The sequence below is a fragment of the Streptomyces sp. NPDC032198 genome, assembly GCF_040636975.1.
Taxonomy (GTDB): domain Bacteria; phylum Actinomycetota; class Actinomycetes; order Streptomycetales; family Streptomycetaceae; genus Streptomyces.
Genome location: NZ_JBEZVL010000004.1, coordinates 267,610 through 283,860 on the forward strand (window position 1 = coordinate 267,610; position 16,251 = coordinate 283,860).

The 16,251-nt window shown below is 69.8% G+C and carries 17 protein-coding genes; 7 read left to right on the forward strand and 10 right to left on the reverse strand.

What is annotated here, in order from left to right; all coding sequences use genetic code 11:
• The first annotated feature begins 223 nt into the window (after positions 1–223).
• From AB0E78_RS12170 to uvrA, 3 genes are all read left to right on the forward strand, one after another.
• Complete coding sequence (locus tag AB0E78_RS12170; RefSeq protein WP_361831016.1) at positions 224–664, forward strand: ATP-binding protein; 441 nt, start codon at positions 224–226, stop codon at positions 662–664.
• A gap of 222 nt (positions 665–886) precedes the next feature.
• On the forward strand, positions 887–1,390 hold the full coding sequence (locus AB0E78_RS12175) for a hemerythrin domain-containing protein (RefSeq protein WP_361831019.1): 504 nt from the start codon (positions 887–889) through the stop codon (positions 1,388–1,390).
• Between the two features lie 82 nt (positions 1,391–1,472).
• Complete coding sequence (uvrA, locus tag AB0E78_RS12180) at positions 1,473–3,959, forward strand: excinuclease ABC subunit UvrA (RefSeq protein WP_361831021.1); 2,487 nt, start codon at positions 1,473–1,475, stop codon at positions 3,957–3,959.
• A 123-nt stretch (positions 3,960–4,082) separates the two neighbouring features.
• On the opposite strand, the gene AB0E78_RS12185 is transcribed toward uvrA, so the two are convergent.
• Positions 4,083–4,481: a TOBE domain-containing protein gene (locus AB0E78_RS12185; RefSeq protein WP_361831024.1), complete on the reverse strand. Its 399-nt coding sequence runs from the start codon at positions 4,479–4,481 to the stop codon at positions 4,083–4,085.
• 231 nt (positions 4,482–4,712) lie between these two features.
• On the opposite strand from AB0E78_RS12185, the gene AB0E78_RS12190 reads away from it, so the two are divergent.
• A complete protein-coding gene (locus AB0E78_RS12190) occupies positions 4,713–5,717 on the forward strand; it encodes a DMT family transporter (RefSeq protein WP_361831027.1) in 1,005 nt (334 codons plus the stop codon).
• Here the strand turns inward: AB0E78_RS12190 and AB0E78_RS12195 are convergent.
• Together AB0E78_RS12195 and AB0E78_RS12200 are read right to left on the reverse strand one after the other, a co-directional pair.
• Positions 5,704–6,234, reverse strand: coding sequence for a GNAT family protein (locus AB0E78_RS12195; RefSeq protein ID WP_361831030.1), 531 nt, complete (start codon positions 6,232–6,234; stop codon positions 5,704–5,706). The two genes, AB0E78_RS12190 and AB0E78_RS12195, sit on opposite strands and share 14 nt — an antisense overlap.
• A gap of 66 nt (positions 6,235–6,300) precedes the next feature.
• Positions 6,301–7,065, reverse strand: coding sequence for a methyltransferase domain-containing protein (locus tag AB0E78_RS12200; protein WP_361831033.1), 765 nt, complete (start codon positions 7,063–7,065; stop codon positions 6,301–6,303).
• Between the two features lie 109 nt (positions 7,066–7,174).
• On the opposite strand from AB0E78_RS12200, the gene AB0E78_RS12205 reads away from it, so the two are divergent.
• A complete protein-coding gene (locus AB0E78_RS12205; protein ID WP_361831035.1) occupies positions 7,175–7,711 on the forward strand; it encodes a helix-turn-helix domain-containing protein in 537 nt (178 codons plus the stop codon).
• Here the strand turns inward: AB0E78_RS12205 and AB0E78_RS12210 are convergent.
• Complete coding sequence (locus tag AB0E78_RS12210; protein ID WP_361831038.1) at positions 7,708–8,544, reverse strand: endonuclease/exonuclease/phosphatase family protein; 837 nt, start codon at positions 8,542–8,544, stop codon at positions 7,708–7,710. The two genes, AB0E78_RS12205 and AB0E78_RS12210, sit on opposite strands and share 4 nt — an antisense overlap.
• Before the next feature lie 252 nt (positions 8,545–8,796).
• On the opposite strand from AB0E78_RS12210, the gene AB0E78_RS12215 reads away from it, so the two are divergent.
• On the forward strand, positions 8,797–8,976 hold the full coding sequence (locus AB0E78_RS12215) for a hypothetical protein (RefSeq protein WP_361831040.1): 180 nt from the start codon (positions 8,797–8,799) through the stop codon (positions 8,974–8,976).
• 39 nt (positions 8,977–9,015) lie between these two features.
• Here AB0E78_RS12215 and AB0E78_RS12220 read toward each other — a convergent pair whose 3' ends face one another.
• Positions 9,016–10,095, reverse strand: a complete 1,080-nt coding sequence (locus AB0E78_RS12220; RefSeq protein ID WP_361831744.1) for a chitinase — start codon at positions 10,093–10,095, stop codon at positions 9,016–9,018.
• A 197-nt stretch (positions 10,096–10,292) separates the two neighbouring features.
• On the opposite strand from AB0E78_RS12220, the gene AB0E78_RS12225 reads away from it, so the two are divergent.
• The gene (locus AB0E78_RS12225) at positions 10,293–11,027 is read left to right on the forward strand and encodes an ankyrin repeat domain-containing protein (protein WP_361831043.1); all 735 of its coding nucleotides are present in this window, start codon (positions 10,293–10,295) and stop codon (positions 11,025–11,027) included.
• 18 nt (positions 11,028–11,045) lie between these two features.
• Here the strand turns inward: AB0E78_RS12225 and AB0E78_RS12230 are convergent, their stop codons facing one another.
• The 5 genes from AB0E78_RS12230 to AB0E78_RS12250 all read right to left on the reverse strand — a co-directional run bounded on the left by AB0E78_RS12230 (position 11,046) and on the right by AB0E78_RS12250 (position 16,162).
• The gene (locus AB0E78_RS12230) at positions 11,046–12,299 is read right to left on the reverse strand and encodes a GDSL-type esterase/lipase family protein (protein ID WP_361831046.1); all 1,254 of its coding nucleotides are present in this window, start codon (positions 12,297–12,299) and stop codon (positions 11,046–11,048) included.
• Between the two features lie 108 nt (positions 12,300–12,407).
• Positions 12,408–12,977 (reverse strand): WHG domain-containing protein, encoded by a 570-nt coding sequence (locus AB0E78_RS12235; RefSeq protein WP_361831049.1) that lies wholly within the window; start codon positions 12,975–12,977, stop codon positions 12,408–12,410.
• A gap of 114 nt (positions 12,978–13,091) precedes the next feature.
• Positions 13,092–13,874, reverse strand: a complete 783-nt coding sequence (locus tag AB0E78_RS12240) for an oxidoreductase (protein WP_361831052.1) — start codon at positions 13,872–13,874, stop codon at positions 13,092–13,094.
• Positions 13,875–13,974: 100 nt separating this feature from the next.
• Positions 13,975–14,553: a TetR/AcrR family transcriptional regulator gene (locus AB0E78_RS12245; protein WP_361831054.1), complete on the reverse strand. Its 579-nt coding sequence runs from the start codon at positions 14,551–14,553 to the stop codon at positions 13,975–13,977.
• 79 nt (positions 14,554–14,632) lie between these two features.
• Positions 14,633–16,162 carry a DEAD/DEAH box helicase gene (locus AB0E78_RS12250; protein ID WP_361831057.1) on the reverse strand — a complete coding sequence of 510 codons (1,530 nt, stop codon included), beginning with the start codon at positions 16,160–16,162 and terminating at the stop codon, positions 14,633–14,635.
• Positions 16,163–16,251 lie beyond the last annotated feature (89 nt).

Sequence of the window (16,251 nt, forward strand, 5' to 3'; positions counted from 1 at the left end):
GGGTGTCCTCGGCGTGTGTCTGTCACCATGTTCTCGACCGCACCCGCTGCTGCGGCGCGGGCCCGAGCATGCGCGCACTCGAACGGATTATCGCTCTGGGCCGGAGCAGAATGTCTCGCGTCCGGCAGGGTAGGTGAGCAGAAATCGGGGCCACGGGGACGAAGGTGGAGAGGAAATGGAGTCAGCCGGCATTGGCGGCGAGGGGTCGTTGGCAGCTCATCCCATGGCTGTCGCCGTCCCCTTGAACGAGGGGGACTGCTCCATCGCCGAAGCACGCCATCTCGCGCTCGACTTCCTCACCCGCGCCCGTACGGAGCATGCCGTGGACATCTCCGCCCGCGCGCTGGACCTGACGCAGCTGGTGGTCAGCGAGCTGGTCACCAACGCCCGCAAGTACGCCCCCGGGCCCATGCTGATGGAGCTGCGCATCATGGACTCCACGGTGGCGGTGAGCGTGCACGACAGCGTCCGCGCCCGTCCCGTCGCCCGCTCCGAGGACCCGCACAGGATCGGCGGGCACGGCCTGGAGATCGTCAGGGCCGTCTCCCAGAGTTTCCACGTCCACCTCGAACCGGGCGGCAAACGCGTCACCGCCGACATCGCCCTGACCGACGAGCCGGGCCTCGGCCTCCACGGAGCCCGCTCTCCCCACAGCTCTCGCTGATCAGCTCACGGTTCCCCGAGCAGCACCGGCGGCACTCGGGGCGCGCTGCTTCGATGGGCCGCAGGAGTGACACACGCGACGTCCGGGTACACGAGGCAACTCGTGGGCCGGTGAGCGCGCTACGTATCTGTACGCAGTCGCTCACCACGAAAAGGCTCACCACGGAACCGCTCACAGCGCTGAGCCCTCTGTGCCCTGCCCCTGCCGAGAAGGAGCCCCGACATGCCGGACAAGGCAGCACCGACCACGGACGTCGTCGAGCTGATTCTCGATGATCACCGGCGGATGGAAGACCTGTTCCGCGACATGCGCAGCGTGGAGGCCGAACGGGCCGACGCCCTGAAGAAGTTCGCCGACCTGCTCATCGCGCACGCGCTCGCCGAGGAGGCCGAGGTCTACCCCGCCCTCAGGCGCTACCGGGACATCGACAACGACGAGGTCGAACACGGCGTCGAGGAACACGAGGAGGGCAACGAGGCGCTCCTCGCCCTCCTGGAGGTGAGCGAGGTCGGCTCCGACGACTGGGACGAAAAGCTGGAGAAGCTCGTCGAGGCAGTGGCCCACCACACCGACGAGGAGGAGCGCACGATCCTCAACGGCGCACGCGAGAACGTGGCCATGGAACGCCGGGAGGAACTGGGCGCCGCCTTCACCAGGGAACGCGACAAACACCTCGAGGCGGGCTGCGGAAGCATCGAAAATGTCCGCCGCATCGTGAAGAACTGACCACCGGACAGGCACCCGAGCGGGCCCGTTTCATTCGCGTGGCGGCCAACCGCCACGGCTCGGAACGGTTAAGAGACATGCCATGGAAGAAAATGCGGCTGACCACTGCGTGCGTGTCCGGGGCGCGAGCGAGCACAACCTGAAGAACGTGGACGTGGACATTCCGCGGGACTCGATGGTCGCCTTCACCGGCGTCTCCGGTTCGGGCAAGTCCTCCCTCGCCTTCGGTACGCTCTACGCCGAGGCCCAGCGCCGGTACTTCGAGTCCGTCGCGCCCTACGCCCGCCGCCTGCTGCAGCAGGTCGGCGCTCCGCACGTGCAGGAGATCACCGGGCTGCCGCCCGCCGTGGCCCTGCAGCAACGCCGCGGGACGCCCGGTTCGCGGTCCACGGTCGGCACGCTCACCACCCTGTCCAACCTGCTGCGCATCCTCTACTCACGTGCCGGAACCTACCCACCGGACGCCGAACGGCTGGAGGCCGAGGCGTTCTCGCCCAACACGTCGGCCGGCGCGTGCCCCGAGTGCCACGGTCTGGGCGCCGTGCACGACGTCACCGAGGAGTTGCTGGTCCCGGATCCGGCGCTGAGCATCCGTGACGGCGCGATCGCGGCCTGGCCGGGTGCCTGGCAGGGCGCCAACCTGCGCAGCATCGTGAGCGGTCTGGGCATCGACATCGACAGGCCGTGGCGCAGGCTCAAGAAGAAGGACAAGGAGTGGCTGCTCTACACCGACGAGCAGCCGTCCGTTCTCATCGAGCCCGAACCAGGACGTGTCGATTACGGCTACTACGGGAAATTCTGGAGCGCCCGCAAGCACGTCATGCACGTGCTCGCCGACTCCAAGAGCCAGCGGATGCGCGACCGCGCGATGCGCTTCGTCCAAGGTGTCCCCTGCCCCGCGTGCGAGGGCAGCGGTCTGCGGCCCGAAGCCCTCGCGGTCACCTTCGCGGGCCGCTCCGTCGCCGAGGTCAACGCGATGCCGCTTACCGAGGTCGCCGCCCTGCTGCGTCCCGTCGCGGAGCTGCCGGAGGCCTCGGCCGCCACCTCGACCGCCCGGTCCGGGGAGACCACCGAGGTCGCGGTACGCATCTGCGCCGACGTGGTCGCGCGCGTCGAGGTGCTGCTCGACCTCGGGCTCGGCTATCTCAGCCTCGGCCGCCGCTCGACGACGCTCTCCCCCGGCGAGGCACAGCGCCTGCGGATCGCCACGCAGCTGCGCTCGGGCCTGTTCGGCGTCGTCTACGTGCTCGACGAACCCTCCGCGGGACTGCACCCCGCCGACGCGGAGCCGCTGCTCGACGTCCTGGACCGGCTGAAGGCCTCGGGCAACTCGCTGTTCGTCGTGGAGCACGACATGGACGTCGTACGGCGGGCGGACTGGGTCGTCGACATCGGACCCGGCGCCGGAGAAGCGGGCGGCCGGGTGCTGTACAGCGGGCCGGTCGACGGGCTCGAAAAGGTCGAGGAGTCGGCCACCAGCCGGTATCTGTTCGGACGCGCCGAGCCGGTCGGTCACCGTCCCCGCAAACCGCAGGGCTGGCTGCACCTGCGCGGCGTCTCCCGCCACAACCTGCGGGACGTCTCCGTCGACGTACCGCTAGGCGTGCTGACGGCGGTGACCGGCGTATCCGGCTCCGGCAAGTCGACCCTGGTGACGCAGGTACTCGCCGAGGTCGTGCGCGGTCACCTCGGCCTTGCGCCGGAGGAGCGCGAGGAGACGGATGACGCGGACGAAGCGGAGTTCGAGATCGACGTCCAGGACGCGGAGGGGCTCGAATCGTTCGACCGCCTCGTCCGGGTCGACCAGCGGCCCATCGGCCGCACACCCCGCTCCAACCTGGCGACGTACACAGGGATGTTCGACGCGGTACGCAAGCTGTACGCGGCGACGGACGAGGCCAGGGCGCGCGGCTACTCCCCCGGCCGCTTCTCCTTCAACGTTCCGGATGGGCGGTGCGAGACGTGCCAGGGCGAGGGCTTCGTCTCGGTCGAGCTGCTGTTCCTGCCGGGGACCTATGCGCCGTGCCCGACGTGCCACGGCGCGCGGTACAACGCCGAGACGCTCGAAGTGACCTACCGGGGCAAGCACATCGCCGACGTCCTCGCGCTGTCCGTCGATGACGCCGCCACGTTCCTCACCGATGTTCCCGCCGCCTCCCGAAGCCTCGAAACGCTCCGGGAGGTCGGCCTCGGGTATCTGCGCCTCGGCCAGCCGGCGACGGAGCTCAGCGGCGGCGAGGCACAACGCATCAAGCTCGCCACCGAACTCCAGCGGGCCCGCCGCGGCCACGCGCTCTACCTGCTCGACGAGCCGACCGCGGGCCTGCACCCCGCGGACATCGCGCTGCTGCTCCGCCAGCTGCACCGGCTCGTCGACGCCGACAACACCGTCGTCCTGGTCGAGCACGACCTCGACACGATCGCCACCGCCGACTGGGTCATCGACCTCGGCCCGGGCGGCGGCGACGCGGGCGGCCGGGTCGTGGCGACCGGCACACCCGCGAAAGTCGCCCGATCACGACACAGCGCCACCGCGCCCTATCTCGCGCCACGGCTGACGCGACCCTGATCCATCGCCGGCCGGACGTGGTCCCGGGTCACGGGCATCTCGGTGAAGCGGAGACCACGCCGTACGACGCCCGGTATCTCCACGCCGTGCCTCTGTGCCGCTGATGCGCGCCGGGGCAGGAGTTCAAGGGGTGTCGATGTGCACGTTGGTCGACTTCACGCGCGCGGTGACCGTGATGCCGACCTCGATGCCGAGCTCCTCGACGGCCTCCCGCGTCACCAGCGAGACGATCCGGTGCGGTCCCGACTGGATCTCGACCTGCGCGGCGACGTCGTCGAGCGTCACCCGGGTCACGATCCCGACGAACGCGTTCCGTACGGACGTGGCCACGGGGCTCTCCGGCAGCGGATGCATCCCCTGGGCCCGCTCCTGCGCGAACGCGGCGAGACCGACCGCGTCGATCGCCCGGTTCCCCGGCCCCTCCCGGTCCATGTCCAGCCGTCCGGAGTCGGCCCACCGCCGGACGGTCTCCGCACTCACGCCGAGGAGCTTCGCTGCCTGCCCAATGCTGTACGACGACACACAGCGCACTCTAGGGCCCTGCCGTGCACAGCCTGCGGATCTTCGGCCTCGGTCGGCCCTCGCCCCCCCTCTGCGCTGTCTCGTCATCCGGTCCCGCCCTGCCCGACGACGCCGTGATCAGTTAGAAAGGAACTGCTGAGAGCCCCACCCACCACCGAAACCAAGCCCCGAAGCCCAGGACCGGACCCCACCACCGAAGCCCGGCACCGATTCCCCAGAGGTTGTCCGCACATGCCCGCCGCCGCAGCCCCTTGGCTGCTCCTCGCCGTCTTCTCCGGCACCCTGATATCCCTGCAAGCGCGCATCACCGGTGAGCTCGCCGCCGGGCTCGGCGGCGACGGATTCACCGCCGCGGTGATCTCGTTCGGCTCGGGATTCGTGGTCCTGACGCTCGGACTCCTCGTGCTGCGCGGGCCGCGCCGCGGGGTCGGCCTGGTGCTCGCGGAGGTACGCGGCAGGCGGCTCAAGTGGTGGCAGGTGCTCGGCGGCTTCGGCGGTGCTGCCTTCCTGCTCGCGCAGGGGCTGACCGTCGGGGCTCTGGGGGTCGCGCTGTTCACGGTCGCGATCGTCGCGGGCCAGGTCACCGGGGGCCTGCTCTTCGACCGGATGGGGCTCGGTCCTGCCGGACCGCAGCGGCCCACGCGGCGCAGGGTCGTCGGGGCGGTGCTCGTGCTCGCGGCCGTGGGCCTGTCGATGGCGGACAAACTGGGCGGCGGATTCCCGTACTTGATGCTCGTGCTGCCGCTGGTGGCGGGCGTGTGCGTGAGTTGGCAGCAGGCCGTCAACGGGCATGTGAAGAACGCCGCGGGCTCCGCGTACGCGGGAACGTTCTTCAACTTCGTCGCCGGTACCGGCGCGTTGACCGTGATCTTCCTGGTGCACGCCGTGGCCGCCGGGGTCCCGTCCCGCCTGCCGACCGAGCCGTATCTCTACCTCGGCGGACTGGTCGGCATCACGTTCATCACCATCGCGGTCGCCGCCGTCCAGAAGCTCGGCGTCCTGCTGCTCGGGCTGTGCACGATCACCGGTCAGTTGGTCGGTTCACTCGCCCTCGACCTGCTGCTGCCGCACGGCGACACGCACGTCACGGCGGCCACCGTCGCGGGCGTCGTGCTCGCCCTGGCCGCGGTCGCGCTCGCGGCGCTCTCGGGCTCCAAGGCAGGCCGGGTCGTCGCTTCGAGCAGCGCGCTGCGTACCGCGGCTTCGGAGCGGGTGGACGGCCCTACTGAGCGGTGAGCGCCCAGCGCTCGTGGTCACACCACTCACCGTTGATGTGCTGGAAGGCCGGGGAGTAGCCCTCGCGCCGGAACCCGAGGCGCTCGACCAGTTTCAACGAGGGGAGATTGTCCGGCTGGATGTTGGCCTCAAGGCGGTGCAGGCCCAACTCGTCGAAGGCAAAGCGCACCACGAGCCCGAGCCCCTCGGTCATGTAGCCCCGTCCGGCCGTCGACGCGTACGCGGTATAACCCAGTACGCCACTCTGCAGCGTTCCCCTGACGATGTCGTTGATGTTGACGCCGCCCACGATCTGCCCGGTGCCGGTCAGGCAGATCACCAGGCCCTCACGCGTGGGCTGCTCGAACCGGTCCAGCGAACTGTCGAACGCCTCCCGCGTGTTCTCCCGCACCCCGAGCCAGCGGGCGAGCATCGGTGCGCTCTCCTCCCGCAGCGCATGGATCTCCGCGAAGTCCGAGCGGCTCAGGCGGCGTATGGCCACCCGCGGTCCTTCTGCCAAGTAGCTGCTGTCGATCATCGGCGCATCGTACGCAGCCGCGTCATTACTGCAGGACGCGGTACGGCGGCGGGTCCTGGACCGCGTCTATGCCCGGCGGACCGCGTGGCCCAAGTACGTCACCAGCGGTTTGGTGCCCTCGGGCTCGAGCTCCATGTCGACCAGCTCCGGCAGCTGCTCGTCGGTCAGCGTGCCGCGCCTGCGTCCGCGCGTCGCCCGCACCAGGCTCCGTACGTTGCGCGGCTTGAACCCCGTGACGCCGCGCGTCGAAAGCCCGGCCCGGCCGAAGGCCTCGGCGAGCTCGTCCGGGCGGCGCAGACGCTGTGCGGCATAGCGGCCGGGGGGCATGATGCGCGTGCCCGGGAAGGCCTGGAAGGCGCCGAGGTAGATGAGACGGGACACGGGGGTGCGGTTCACCGTGTCGTAGACGAAGGCGCCGCCGGGGCGCAGCACGCGCGTCGCCTCCGCGAGGACAGCGTCCGGCTTCTCGGTGATCTCAAGGGTGTCGGCGCAGTACACGAGATCGAAGGAGCCGTCAGGGAAGTCGAGTTCCGTGGCGGGTGTCGTCCCGTAGGTGATGCCGAGACCCTCGTCCGCGTCCGTGGCGAGCGCCGTCGCGGCGCGGGACGGGTCGACGGCGACGACCTCGAACCCGAGCCGGGAGAGGCCGCGGGCCAGGACGCCGCGTCCGCTGCCCACGACGAGCGCCCGGCTGCCTGCCGCCGCGAGGTCCAGCTCCCCGAGCACGCGTCCCAGATACTCCATGCGTACGGACTGGAAGGTCACGGCCCGGATGTGGCGGCCGTCGACGGCCGAGGCAGAGTCCAGTGCGATGAGCGGGACGGCGGTCATGGCAGGCTCCTCGACGATCAGGTTCAGGACCAGGGTCAGGATCAGGTTCCCTCAAGAAACCTAGCACCGCCGAGTTCCCTGAGGGAACCCAGGCCTTTACGGTGGAAGCGTGACCCGTACCCCTCTCTCCGATGTCGCCTGCTCGATCGCCCGCGCGACCGACGTGTTCGGCGACGCCTGGACGGCCTTGATCATGCGCGACGTCCTCGTCGGCATCCGCCGCTTCGACGAGCTGGCCGAGGACCTCGGCCTGTCCCGCAAGGTCCTCGCCGCGCGACTGGCCCGGCTCGTCGAGGAAGGCGTACTGACCCGCGAGCGGTACCAGGACAGCCCGCCCCGCGAGGAGTACGTGGCCACGGAGAAGGGTCAGGAGCTCTACCCCGTGCTGCTGGCGCTGATGGCCTGGGGCGACAAGTGGTACGCGGGACCCGCGGGCCCCCCGGCCAAGGTCCGCCATGACGCCTGCGGGCACGTCACCACGCCGGTCATGGCCTGCGGAGCCTGCCGGGAGCCGCTCACGGTGGCCGACACGACCCAGCTTCCCGGCCCCGGCGGCAAGGTGGGGACGGGAACCCGCCTGCTGGGACCGCTGATCGCCGCACGGGAAGCGGCGGACCCCTCGCCGGCCCCCTCAGGCTCCCGCTAGATGGGCTTCAAGTCGGCGAGCAGCATGTCGTGGTCCGAGTACGAGGTGAGCTGTACCCGGTGCCTGAGCGGGTTGATGCCTCGCAGGAAGATGTAGTCGAACTTGCTCCGCCAGTCGGTGGTCGGAGTGCAGGTGCCGGCGAGCGAGGGACGGCACTGCGGGTCCGCGTCCGTGGCCAGTTTCCACATCGGGGCGAGTTCGGGAGACTCCGGCACGGCGTTGAAGTCGCCGAGAACGATGGCGCGGTCGTGCCGGGCGACGGCCGCGGCGAGCACATCGACCTGGGCGGCCCGGACGGCTTCCTGCTGTCGTTGGGCGAGGTGCGTGATGAAGACCCGGACGGACCGGCCGCCCACGCTCGTAGTGACTCCCATGTACCCACGGTCTTCGGACCCGCCGTCGGGGTACTCCACGTTCACGCGGTCCGTCATCGGTGCTGCCGAGAGGACCGCCTGGCCGAAGCCCCCCGGGCTCCACGGCACTCCCCCGCAGCGGCCCCAACTGCGCAGCACCGAACCGTATTCGACGTGGTAGACCAGCCCGTGCAGATACTCGAGATAGTCCCGGATCCTCTCGACGTCACCCACGCACGCCTCCTGCAGGCCGATGACCTGCGGCGCGTGCCGGGCGATCTCCGCGGCCCGGTCGACGTCGCTCTCGGCGCAGGGGTTGCAGATGTTCCACGTCATGACCCGGTTCGGCACGACATCCCGGACGGGCTCGACGGGTGGCCTCGCGAAGAGCGCGTCGCTCGGTGCACTGGGGCCGATGAGCATCATGCAGACCAGGGTCATGGCCCCCGCGACCAACCGCGTGCTCGTTCCGAGCACCATCGCCTCCTCAGGGTGGATGCACGTGACATCTGACGTCTCCACGCATGAGGTTAATGGGACCTTCCGCCTTCAACTTACTGTCGGACCTCGTCCTGGTGAGTTTCACTTGCTCTGCCGCCCGTCGTACACGGCGGCGCGGGGGGCCGGACTTCTCCCGGCCCCCTGCCCCTGCGAGCATGCAGAACTGTTCAGGACTGACAGCGGGATCCGGCGACGCGATCGGACGGAAGGCCTAGTGACGGGTGCACAGCCATGGCAGACGCATACTTCACCACGGAGCAGTGCCCACGATGCGGCCGTCACACAGACGGCCTCTCCAACCGCTTCACCTGCACCGTCTGTGACACCGTCTGGACCTCCGGGGTCTCCGAATCGGTGGTCACCATGGGCCCGCTGGACATGACGATCCTGTCCCCGCCCAAGCGCGTCTGATCCCGCCCCGCAGCATTGCGCGCCGCAGCCTCAACCGGCCTACGACTGAAGCCGCTTCACGTTGTCGCCGAACGTCCAGCCTTTCGAGCCGTCCCAGTTGATGGACCAGGTCATCAGGCCCTTCAGCGCGCCGTTGTAGTGGTTCCACGCCTGGGCCACCAGGCTCGGGGCCATATAGCCGCCGCCCGCGCCCGGTTGTGCGGGCAGGCCCGGGACCTGCTTGTCGTAAGGGACCTTGATCGTGGTGCCCTGGACGACCAGGCCCTTGTTCAGGCAGTCCGTCTGCGCGACGAATCCCTGGACGGTTCCGGCGGAGTAGGAGTCACCGGAGCAGCCGTACATGCTTCCGTTGTAGTACTGCATGTTCAGCCACCAGAGGCGACCGTTGTCCGCGTACTTCTTCACGATCGGGAGGTACGCGCCCCAGATCGAGCCGTACGCGACGCTGCCCCCGGTGACGTACGCCGTCTCGGGTGCCATCGTCAGGCCGAAGTTCGACGGCATCCTGGCCAGGACGCCGTCGATGATGCGGACGAGGTTGGCCTGGGACGCGGAGAGCTGGTTGATGTTGCCGCTGCCTACGAGGCCGGTCTCGATGTCGATGTCGATGCCGTCGAAGTTGTACTTCTTCAGGATCGGCACCACGGTCTCGACGAAGCGGTCGGCGACCTTGCTGGAGCTGAGGTCGATGCCCGCCGCCGCGCCGCCGATCGACATCAGGATCGTGGCGCCGTTCGCCTTCGCCTGACACATCTCGGCCGGGGTGGCGACCTTGACCGTCGAGTCCATTCCGTCTTCCCACAGGACGGTGCCGTCGGAGCGGATGACGGGGAACGCCGCGTTGATCACGTTGTAGCCGTGGTCGCGCATCCGGGTGTCGGTGATTGGGGTCCAACCGAACGGCGGGTGAACGCCGTTGGCGGCTCCGTCCCAGTTCTCCCAGTAGCCCTGAAGCACCTTCCCGGTGGGCTTCGCCTTGACCGCGCACGTCTCGTCCTGGGCACCCCGGGCGTCGTGGCCGGCCTGTGCGACCCGCGCGGCCCGGGAGTCGTCCCGGCCGTCGTGCGGTGCCGCGATGCCCGGTGCCGCTCCGAGGAGCACCGGCACGGCGAAGGCCATCGCCAGACCGGCTGCCAGGAGACGGGAGGGGGCACGGCGCGGGGCGGGGGCGTGGGGGAAGGTTCGGGATGACACGCTTACCTCCTGGACTGTGGTGCCTGGAGACGTAAGTGGTACGACGCGCCACACCGTAAAGAGGTCCAGACCTTCCGTCAATAGGTCTGGACCAAATCGATCGAGCAGGAGGCCTCCCCTTCATGGACATCCTCGATTCCACCGATCCGTCGGCCATCTCGGTGACCGAGGCGATCCGGAAGGGCGACATCCCCGCGCTGCGCCGGCTCCTGGCCGACCACCCGGCACTGGCCACCAGCCGGATCAGTCAGGACGGTCGGGCCGCGGGACAGCGGAGTCTGCTGCACATCGCCACCGACTGGCCCGGCCACCACCCCCGCGCCGATGCGGTCATCGCCACCCTCGCCGCGGCGGGCGCCGACCCCGACGCCCGCTTCGTCGGCGCCCACACCGAAACGCCTCTGCACTGGGCCGCCAGCAACGACGACGTCATCGCGGTGGACGCCCTCATCGCCGCGGGCGCCGACATCGAGGCGTCCGGTGCCGTCATCGGCGGCGGCACCCCGCTCGCCGACGCGCGCGGCTTCGGCCAATGGCGGGCAGCCCGCAGGCTCCTGGAGCACGGCGCCCGCGCGGACCTGCAGGACGCGGCCACCCTCGGCCTGCTCGACCAGGTGGAGGCGTTCCTCGCCACCCCGGACTCCCCCACCGCGTCCGAGCTCACCAGCGCCTTCTGGGGCGCCTGTCACGGAGGTCAACTCCGCACCGCCGAGCGCCTGTTGCAGCTCGGCGCGCAGGTGAACTGGATCGGCTACGACGACATGACACCCCTGGACATCGCCCGCGCGCAGGGCGCCGGTGACGTCGTCCAGTGGCTGCTCACCCAAGGAGCCAAGGCACGCGCCGACCTCGGGTGAGTCACGACTTCGGGCCCCTCAGCCCTCGAAGGCGCCCATGCCGCCGATGCCGACGCCGATGCCGCCGAAGGCACCGTCGGTCTCGAACGCCAGCTTGGCGAACCGCTCTCCCATCAGCCGATGCGTGGCGGCGTCCGGGTGGAGCTGGTCGGGCAGCGGCAGCTCGGCCGAGTCGGCCTCTCCGTACAGCTCACGCCCGTCGAGGTAGTAGAGGTGGGGATCCTCTGCCGCCCGCTGCTCCACGATCCTGGCCAGCTCCTCGCGGATGACACCGAGCGTCAGCTTCCCGCTCGCACGCTCCGCCGGATCACCCATGGCGAGGAACTGCAGCCGCCCCGAGCTGATATTGCTGAAGTCCGGCGCGCTGGGGCCGGGTGTGTCCTCGTGGATGGGGCACAGGATGGGCGAGACGACCAACATCGGCGTACGCGGGTGGCCTTCACGGATGGTGTCGAGGAAGCCGTGGACGGCGGGGCCGAAGGCACGCAGACGCATCAGGTCGGCGTTGACCACATTGATGCCGATCTTGAGGCAGATCAGGTCGGCGGGCGTGTCCCGCAGGGCGCGCGCGGTGAACGGGTCGAGCAGCGCACTGCCGCCGAGCCCCAGGTTGATCAGCTCCACACCACCGAGGGACGCGGCGAGGGCGGGCCAAGTGGTCGTGGGGCTCGCGGCGTCGGAGCCATGGCTGATCGAACTGCCATGGTGCAGCCACACCTTGCGGCCCCGGTCCGGTGCGGGCTCGATGGGTGCGTCGGTGCGCAGCTCGACGAGTTCGGTGGTCTCGTTGTGCGGCAGCCAGATCTCGATGTCCTTGGCGCCGTCGGGCAGTTCGGTGAAGCGGAGGGTGCCGACCGGCCCGGGCCGGTGCTCGAAGGTCCCGGCAGCCATGTCGATGGTCAGGGTGTTGCCGCCGCTCACGGAGGCCTGACCGGCCAGGCGGCCGTCCACGAGCAGGTCGTAGAGACCCTCCGGGCGGGGCGGGGCACCCACGTAGTCACGCTTGGTGGGCAGGGTGTCCAGTTCGAGCGCGGTGGCCCGGGTGCGGAAGACGAGGCGTACACCGGCGGGCTGGGACTCGGCCATGGCCAGCTGTCCGTCGGTGCACTGGGCGCGGGCCCGTGCGGGCAGCCGGTGCGGCAGGACGCCGTGCGCGGTGCGCTCCAGGTCGTGGGCGCCGCGCAGGATGTCCTCGGTGATGGGTGTGGTGATCCAGTCGTGGTGCTCGGTGTGATCGTGATGCTCGATGTGATCGTGGTGCTCGGTGTGCATGGTCTCCGCCTGCTGATCATGGTGTCTGAGGTGTCGGGAGGCGCCGATGCGGCGATACGCCGCCGCCCCCACGGAAGTCGGCCCGGTCCGGCCCCGGTCGAGCCCAGGTCAGGACGCGGGCCAGTTCCGCAACAGGGAGTCGAGGGCATCCAGGATGCGGGACCACGTCTCCTGCGAGTCGGGTTCGCTGTGGCTGAAACCGCCCGCCATCTCCAGGCTGACGTAGCCGTGGAAGACGCTGCCCAGCATCCGGACCGCGTGGGTCTGGTCGGGCTCCGTCAGGTCGTAGCCGCGCAGGATCGCCCGCGTCATCTGTGCGTGCCGGACGCCCGCGCTGGCGGCGGCCGTCTCCGGGTCGAGCCTCAGCCGGGCCGCGGCATAGCGCCCGGGGTGCTCACGCGCGTAGTCGCGGTAGACGTCGGCGAACGCGGTCAGCGCGTCCTTCCCCGCCCGCCCTGCCAGCGCGGCAGCACACCGGTCGGCGAGTTCCTCAAGGGCGAGGAGGGCGATCCGCGTCTTGAGGTCCTGCGAGTTCTTCAGATGCGAGTACAGACTCGCGACCTTGACGTCGAAGCGCCTGGCGAGCGCCGAGACGGTCACCTGCTCGAAGCCGACCTCGTCGGCCAGCTCCGCCCCGGCCTGCGCCAGGCGCTCCACGGTCAGTCCTGCGCGAACCATGCCCTTCCTCCTCTTCGGCTGAGCCGATTATGCAGTTGCCTAATACCTTTAGGCAAATCAGCTAGCCGTACAGGAAGAGGCACGTACCCCTGGACCCCCATCGCCCCCTAGGCCTCAGACTGTCTTGACCGTGCCCCCGTCGATCACGTAGTCCGCACCGGTGACGTTGCCAGCCACCTCCGAGAGCAGGAACGTGATCAGTGACGCCACCTCCCGGGGCTCGGTGATCCGCCCGCTGGTGATGTTGAACGCCGTCGGTATCTGCGTGAGGAACTCCGCGTGCTCGGCCCCGAACCCGGCCGCGACCTTGCCGCCGAAGCCGTCGGGGTCCTCCCAGATGGCGGTGCGCACCACGCCGGGCGAGACGGTGTTGACCCGCACCCCCTGCGGCCCGAACTCCTCGGCCAGCGACTTGCCCAGAGAAGTGAGGGCGGCCTTGGCCGCGCTGTAGGCGACGGGACCGGCCGCCGGGAGGCGGGAGTTGATGGAGGAGACGTTGACGATCGCACCGCGGCGCTCGATCAGGCTCGGCAGCGCGGCGCGGCTGACCCGGACCGCGCTGAGCAGGTTGAGATCGAAGACGCCCTGCCACTGCGCGTCGTCGGTGTCGAGGAAACCGACCGGCTCCACGGCGTCACCGCCACCGACGTTGTTCACCAGCAGGTCGATGCCGCCCAGTTCGGCGAAGGCGCCGTCCATGAGGGCGGCCACCCCCTCCGGGGTGCCGAGGTCGGCCGACACGGCGAAGGCTCCCGACTCCTTGAGTTCGGGGGTGATGGTGCGGGCCGCGCCCACGACACGTACGCCCTCGTCGATCAGCACCTTGACGGTGGCCAGGCCGATTCCCCGGCTGGCACCGGTGACGACGGCGGTTTTGCCCTCGAGGTCGAGCTTCATGCTTCCCCAGCTCCTTCAGACACATATTTTTTGAACTACAGGTACAAAACATGGGTACACGTCAGCAGCCGAAACCCACCCGAAAAACGGGCCGGAAAGGTCAGAGAGAGTCGACCGTCGCGTCGATCACCCTGGACAGGCGCTCCGGTCCTTCCGCGACCCGGGCCATCAGACGCAGACCGACGACCGTGGTCAGCAGCAGGCTCCCGATGGCGCGAGCGTCACGGGCGGAGTCGATCTCCCCCGCTCGCTGCCCCTTCTCCACCAGCGCGGAGAAGGCCTCTTCGGTGCGGTCGAACATGCGCCGGACCAGCTCGGTCGCCACCTCGTCCGTGCCGGCCAGCTCCGCGGCGGCGTTGACCGCCATACAGCCGCGCCGGTCAGGATCGGCGAGGTCCATCTCGACGAGCAGCCACAGCGCCGCACGCAACCGCTCCTTCACGGGCCCCGACTCCTCGAGCATCTCGATGAGAGCCACGGCCTGACTGTCGCGGTAGCGGCGCAGCGCCCGCTCGAACAGGGCGTGCTTGCTGCCGAAGGTGTTGTAGAGACTGCCCTTGCCGATGCCGAGCGCGTCCACGAGGTCCTGGGGCGTGGTGGCGGCATATCCCTTGCGCCAGAACACGTCCATGGCCTGCTCTACGGCGGCGTCCGGATCGAACTGCTTCGGCCTTCCCATGACCAGGAGCCTAGACCGTTCTTGACCCGTAGGTCAAGAACGGTCTTCACGGGACTCGGGATGGCGCTCAGGGCGGTGCTCAGGCAGCGCGACGCACCCGTGCGGCCTTACGGGCCTCCGCCATCTCGCGGGATTCGGCGGTCCGGCGGGAGCCGCCGCCCGAGCGGCCGGGCTGCCCGGGACGCGTGCCCATCCCCCGGAAGGGGGCGCCGCCGCGCTTGGGGCGCTCCGTGCTGGGCGCGCTGCTGCCGGCGATCGGCACACCGGAGGGGGCCTTCGCGCCGGTGATGCGGCTCAACGCGGCCTCGCCGGAGCGCACCTGGGTGATCTGCGGCCTGATCCCCGCGGCGGACATCAGGCGGTTCATGTCACGGCGCTGGTTGGGCGTCACGAGGGTGACGACGCTGCCGGACTCACCTGCGCGGGCCGTACGGCCGCCGCGGTGGAGGTAGTCCTTGTGGTCGATGGGCGGGTCGACGTTGACCACCAGGTCGAGGTTGTCGACGTGGATGCCGCGTGCGGCGACGTTCGTGGCCACCAGGACCGTCACCGCGCCGGTCTTGAACTGGGCGAGGGTGCGGGTGCGCTGGGGCTGCGACTTGCCGCCGTGCAGCGCCGCGGCCCGTACGCCGCTGCCCATCAGGTGCTTGGTGAACTGGTCGACTGCGTGCTTGGTGTCCAGGAACATGATCACCCGGCCGTCGCGGGCCGCGATCTCGGTGGCGGTCGCCATCTTGTCGGCGCCGTGCACATGCAGTTCGTGGTGCTCCATCGTGGTGACGGCGCCCTTGGAGGGGTCGACCGAGTGCACGACGGGGTCATGGAGGTAGCTGCGGACCAGCAGGTCGACGTTGCGGTCGAGCGTGGCGGAGAACAGCATCCGCTGACCGTCGGGGCGCACCTGGTCGAGCAGTTCGGTGACCTGGGGCATGAAGCCCATGTCGGCCATCTGGTCGGCCTCGTCGAGGACGGTGATGCTCACCCGGTCCAGACGGCAGTCCTTGCGCTCGATGAGGTCCTTGAGGCGTCCGGGCGTGGCGACGAGCACCTCGGCACCGGAGCGCAGGGCTCCGGCCTGCCTGCCGATCGACATGCCGCCGACGACCGTGGCGATACGCAGCTTCAGCGACCGGGCGTACGGAGTGAGTGCCTCGGTGACCTGCTGGGCGAGCTCCCGAGTGGGAACGAGGACCATGGCGAGGGGCCGCTTCGACTCGGCGCGCTGACCTTCGAGGCGCACGAGGAGCGGGAGCCCGAAGGCGAGGGTCTTGCCGGAGCCGGTGCGGCCGCGGCCCAGTACGTCCCGGCCCGCGAGGGCGTTCGGCAGCGTGGCCGCCTGGATCGGGAACGGCTCGGTCACGCCGAGGCCGGTGAGCGTCTTCAGCAGCGGGGCCGGCATGTCGAGCTCGGCGAAGGTCTCCGCCGCGGGCAGGCCCGGGGTGATGGTGACCGGCAGGGCGAACTCACCCTGGGGGGCGGCGGGTCGGCGTCCCTGGCCGCCGGAGCGGTTGCCGGGGCGGCCGCCACCGTTGCGGGGGCTGGCACCGCGGGAGCCGCCGCCGTTACGGGGATTGGAATAGCGGTCGTTCGTGCGAGCTGAACGGTTCATGGAGAACCTTCCTCGATATGGCACGCATCGAGGAATTCTCGGTGAATTTCAACCGAACGAATTGCAAGCACGAGCCGGATAAAAGACAA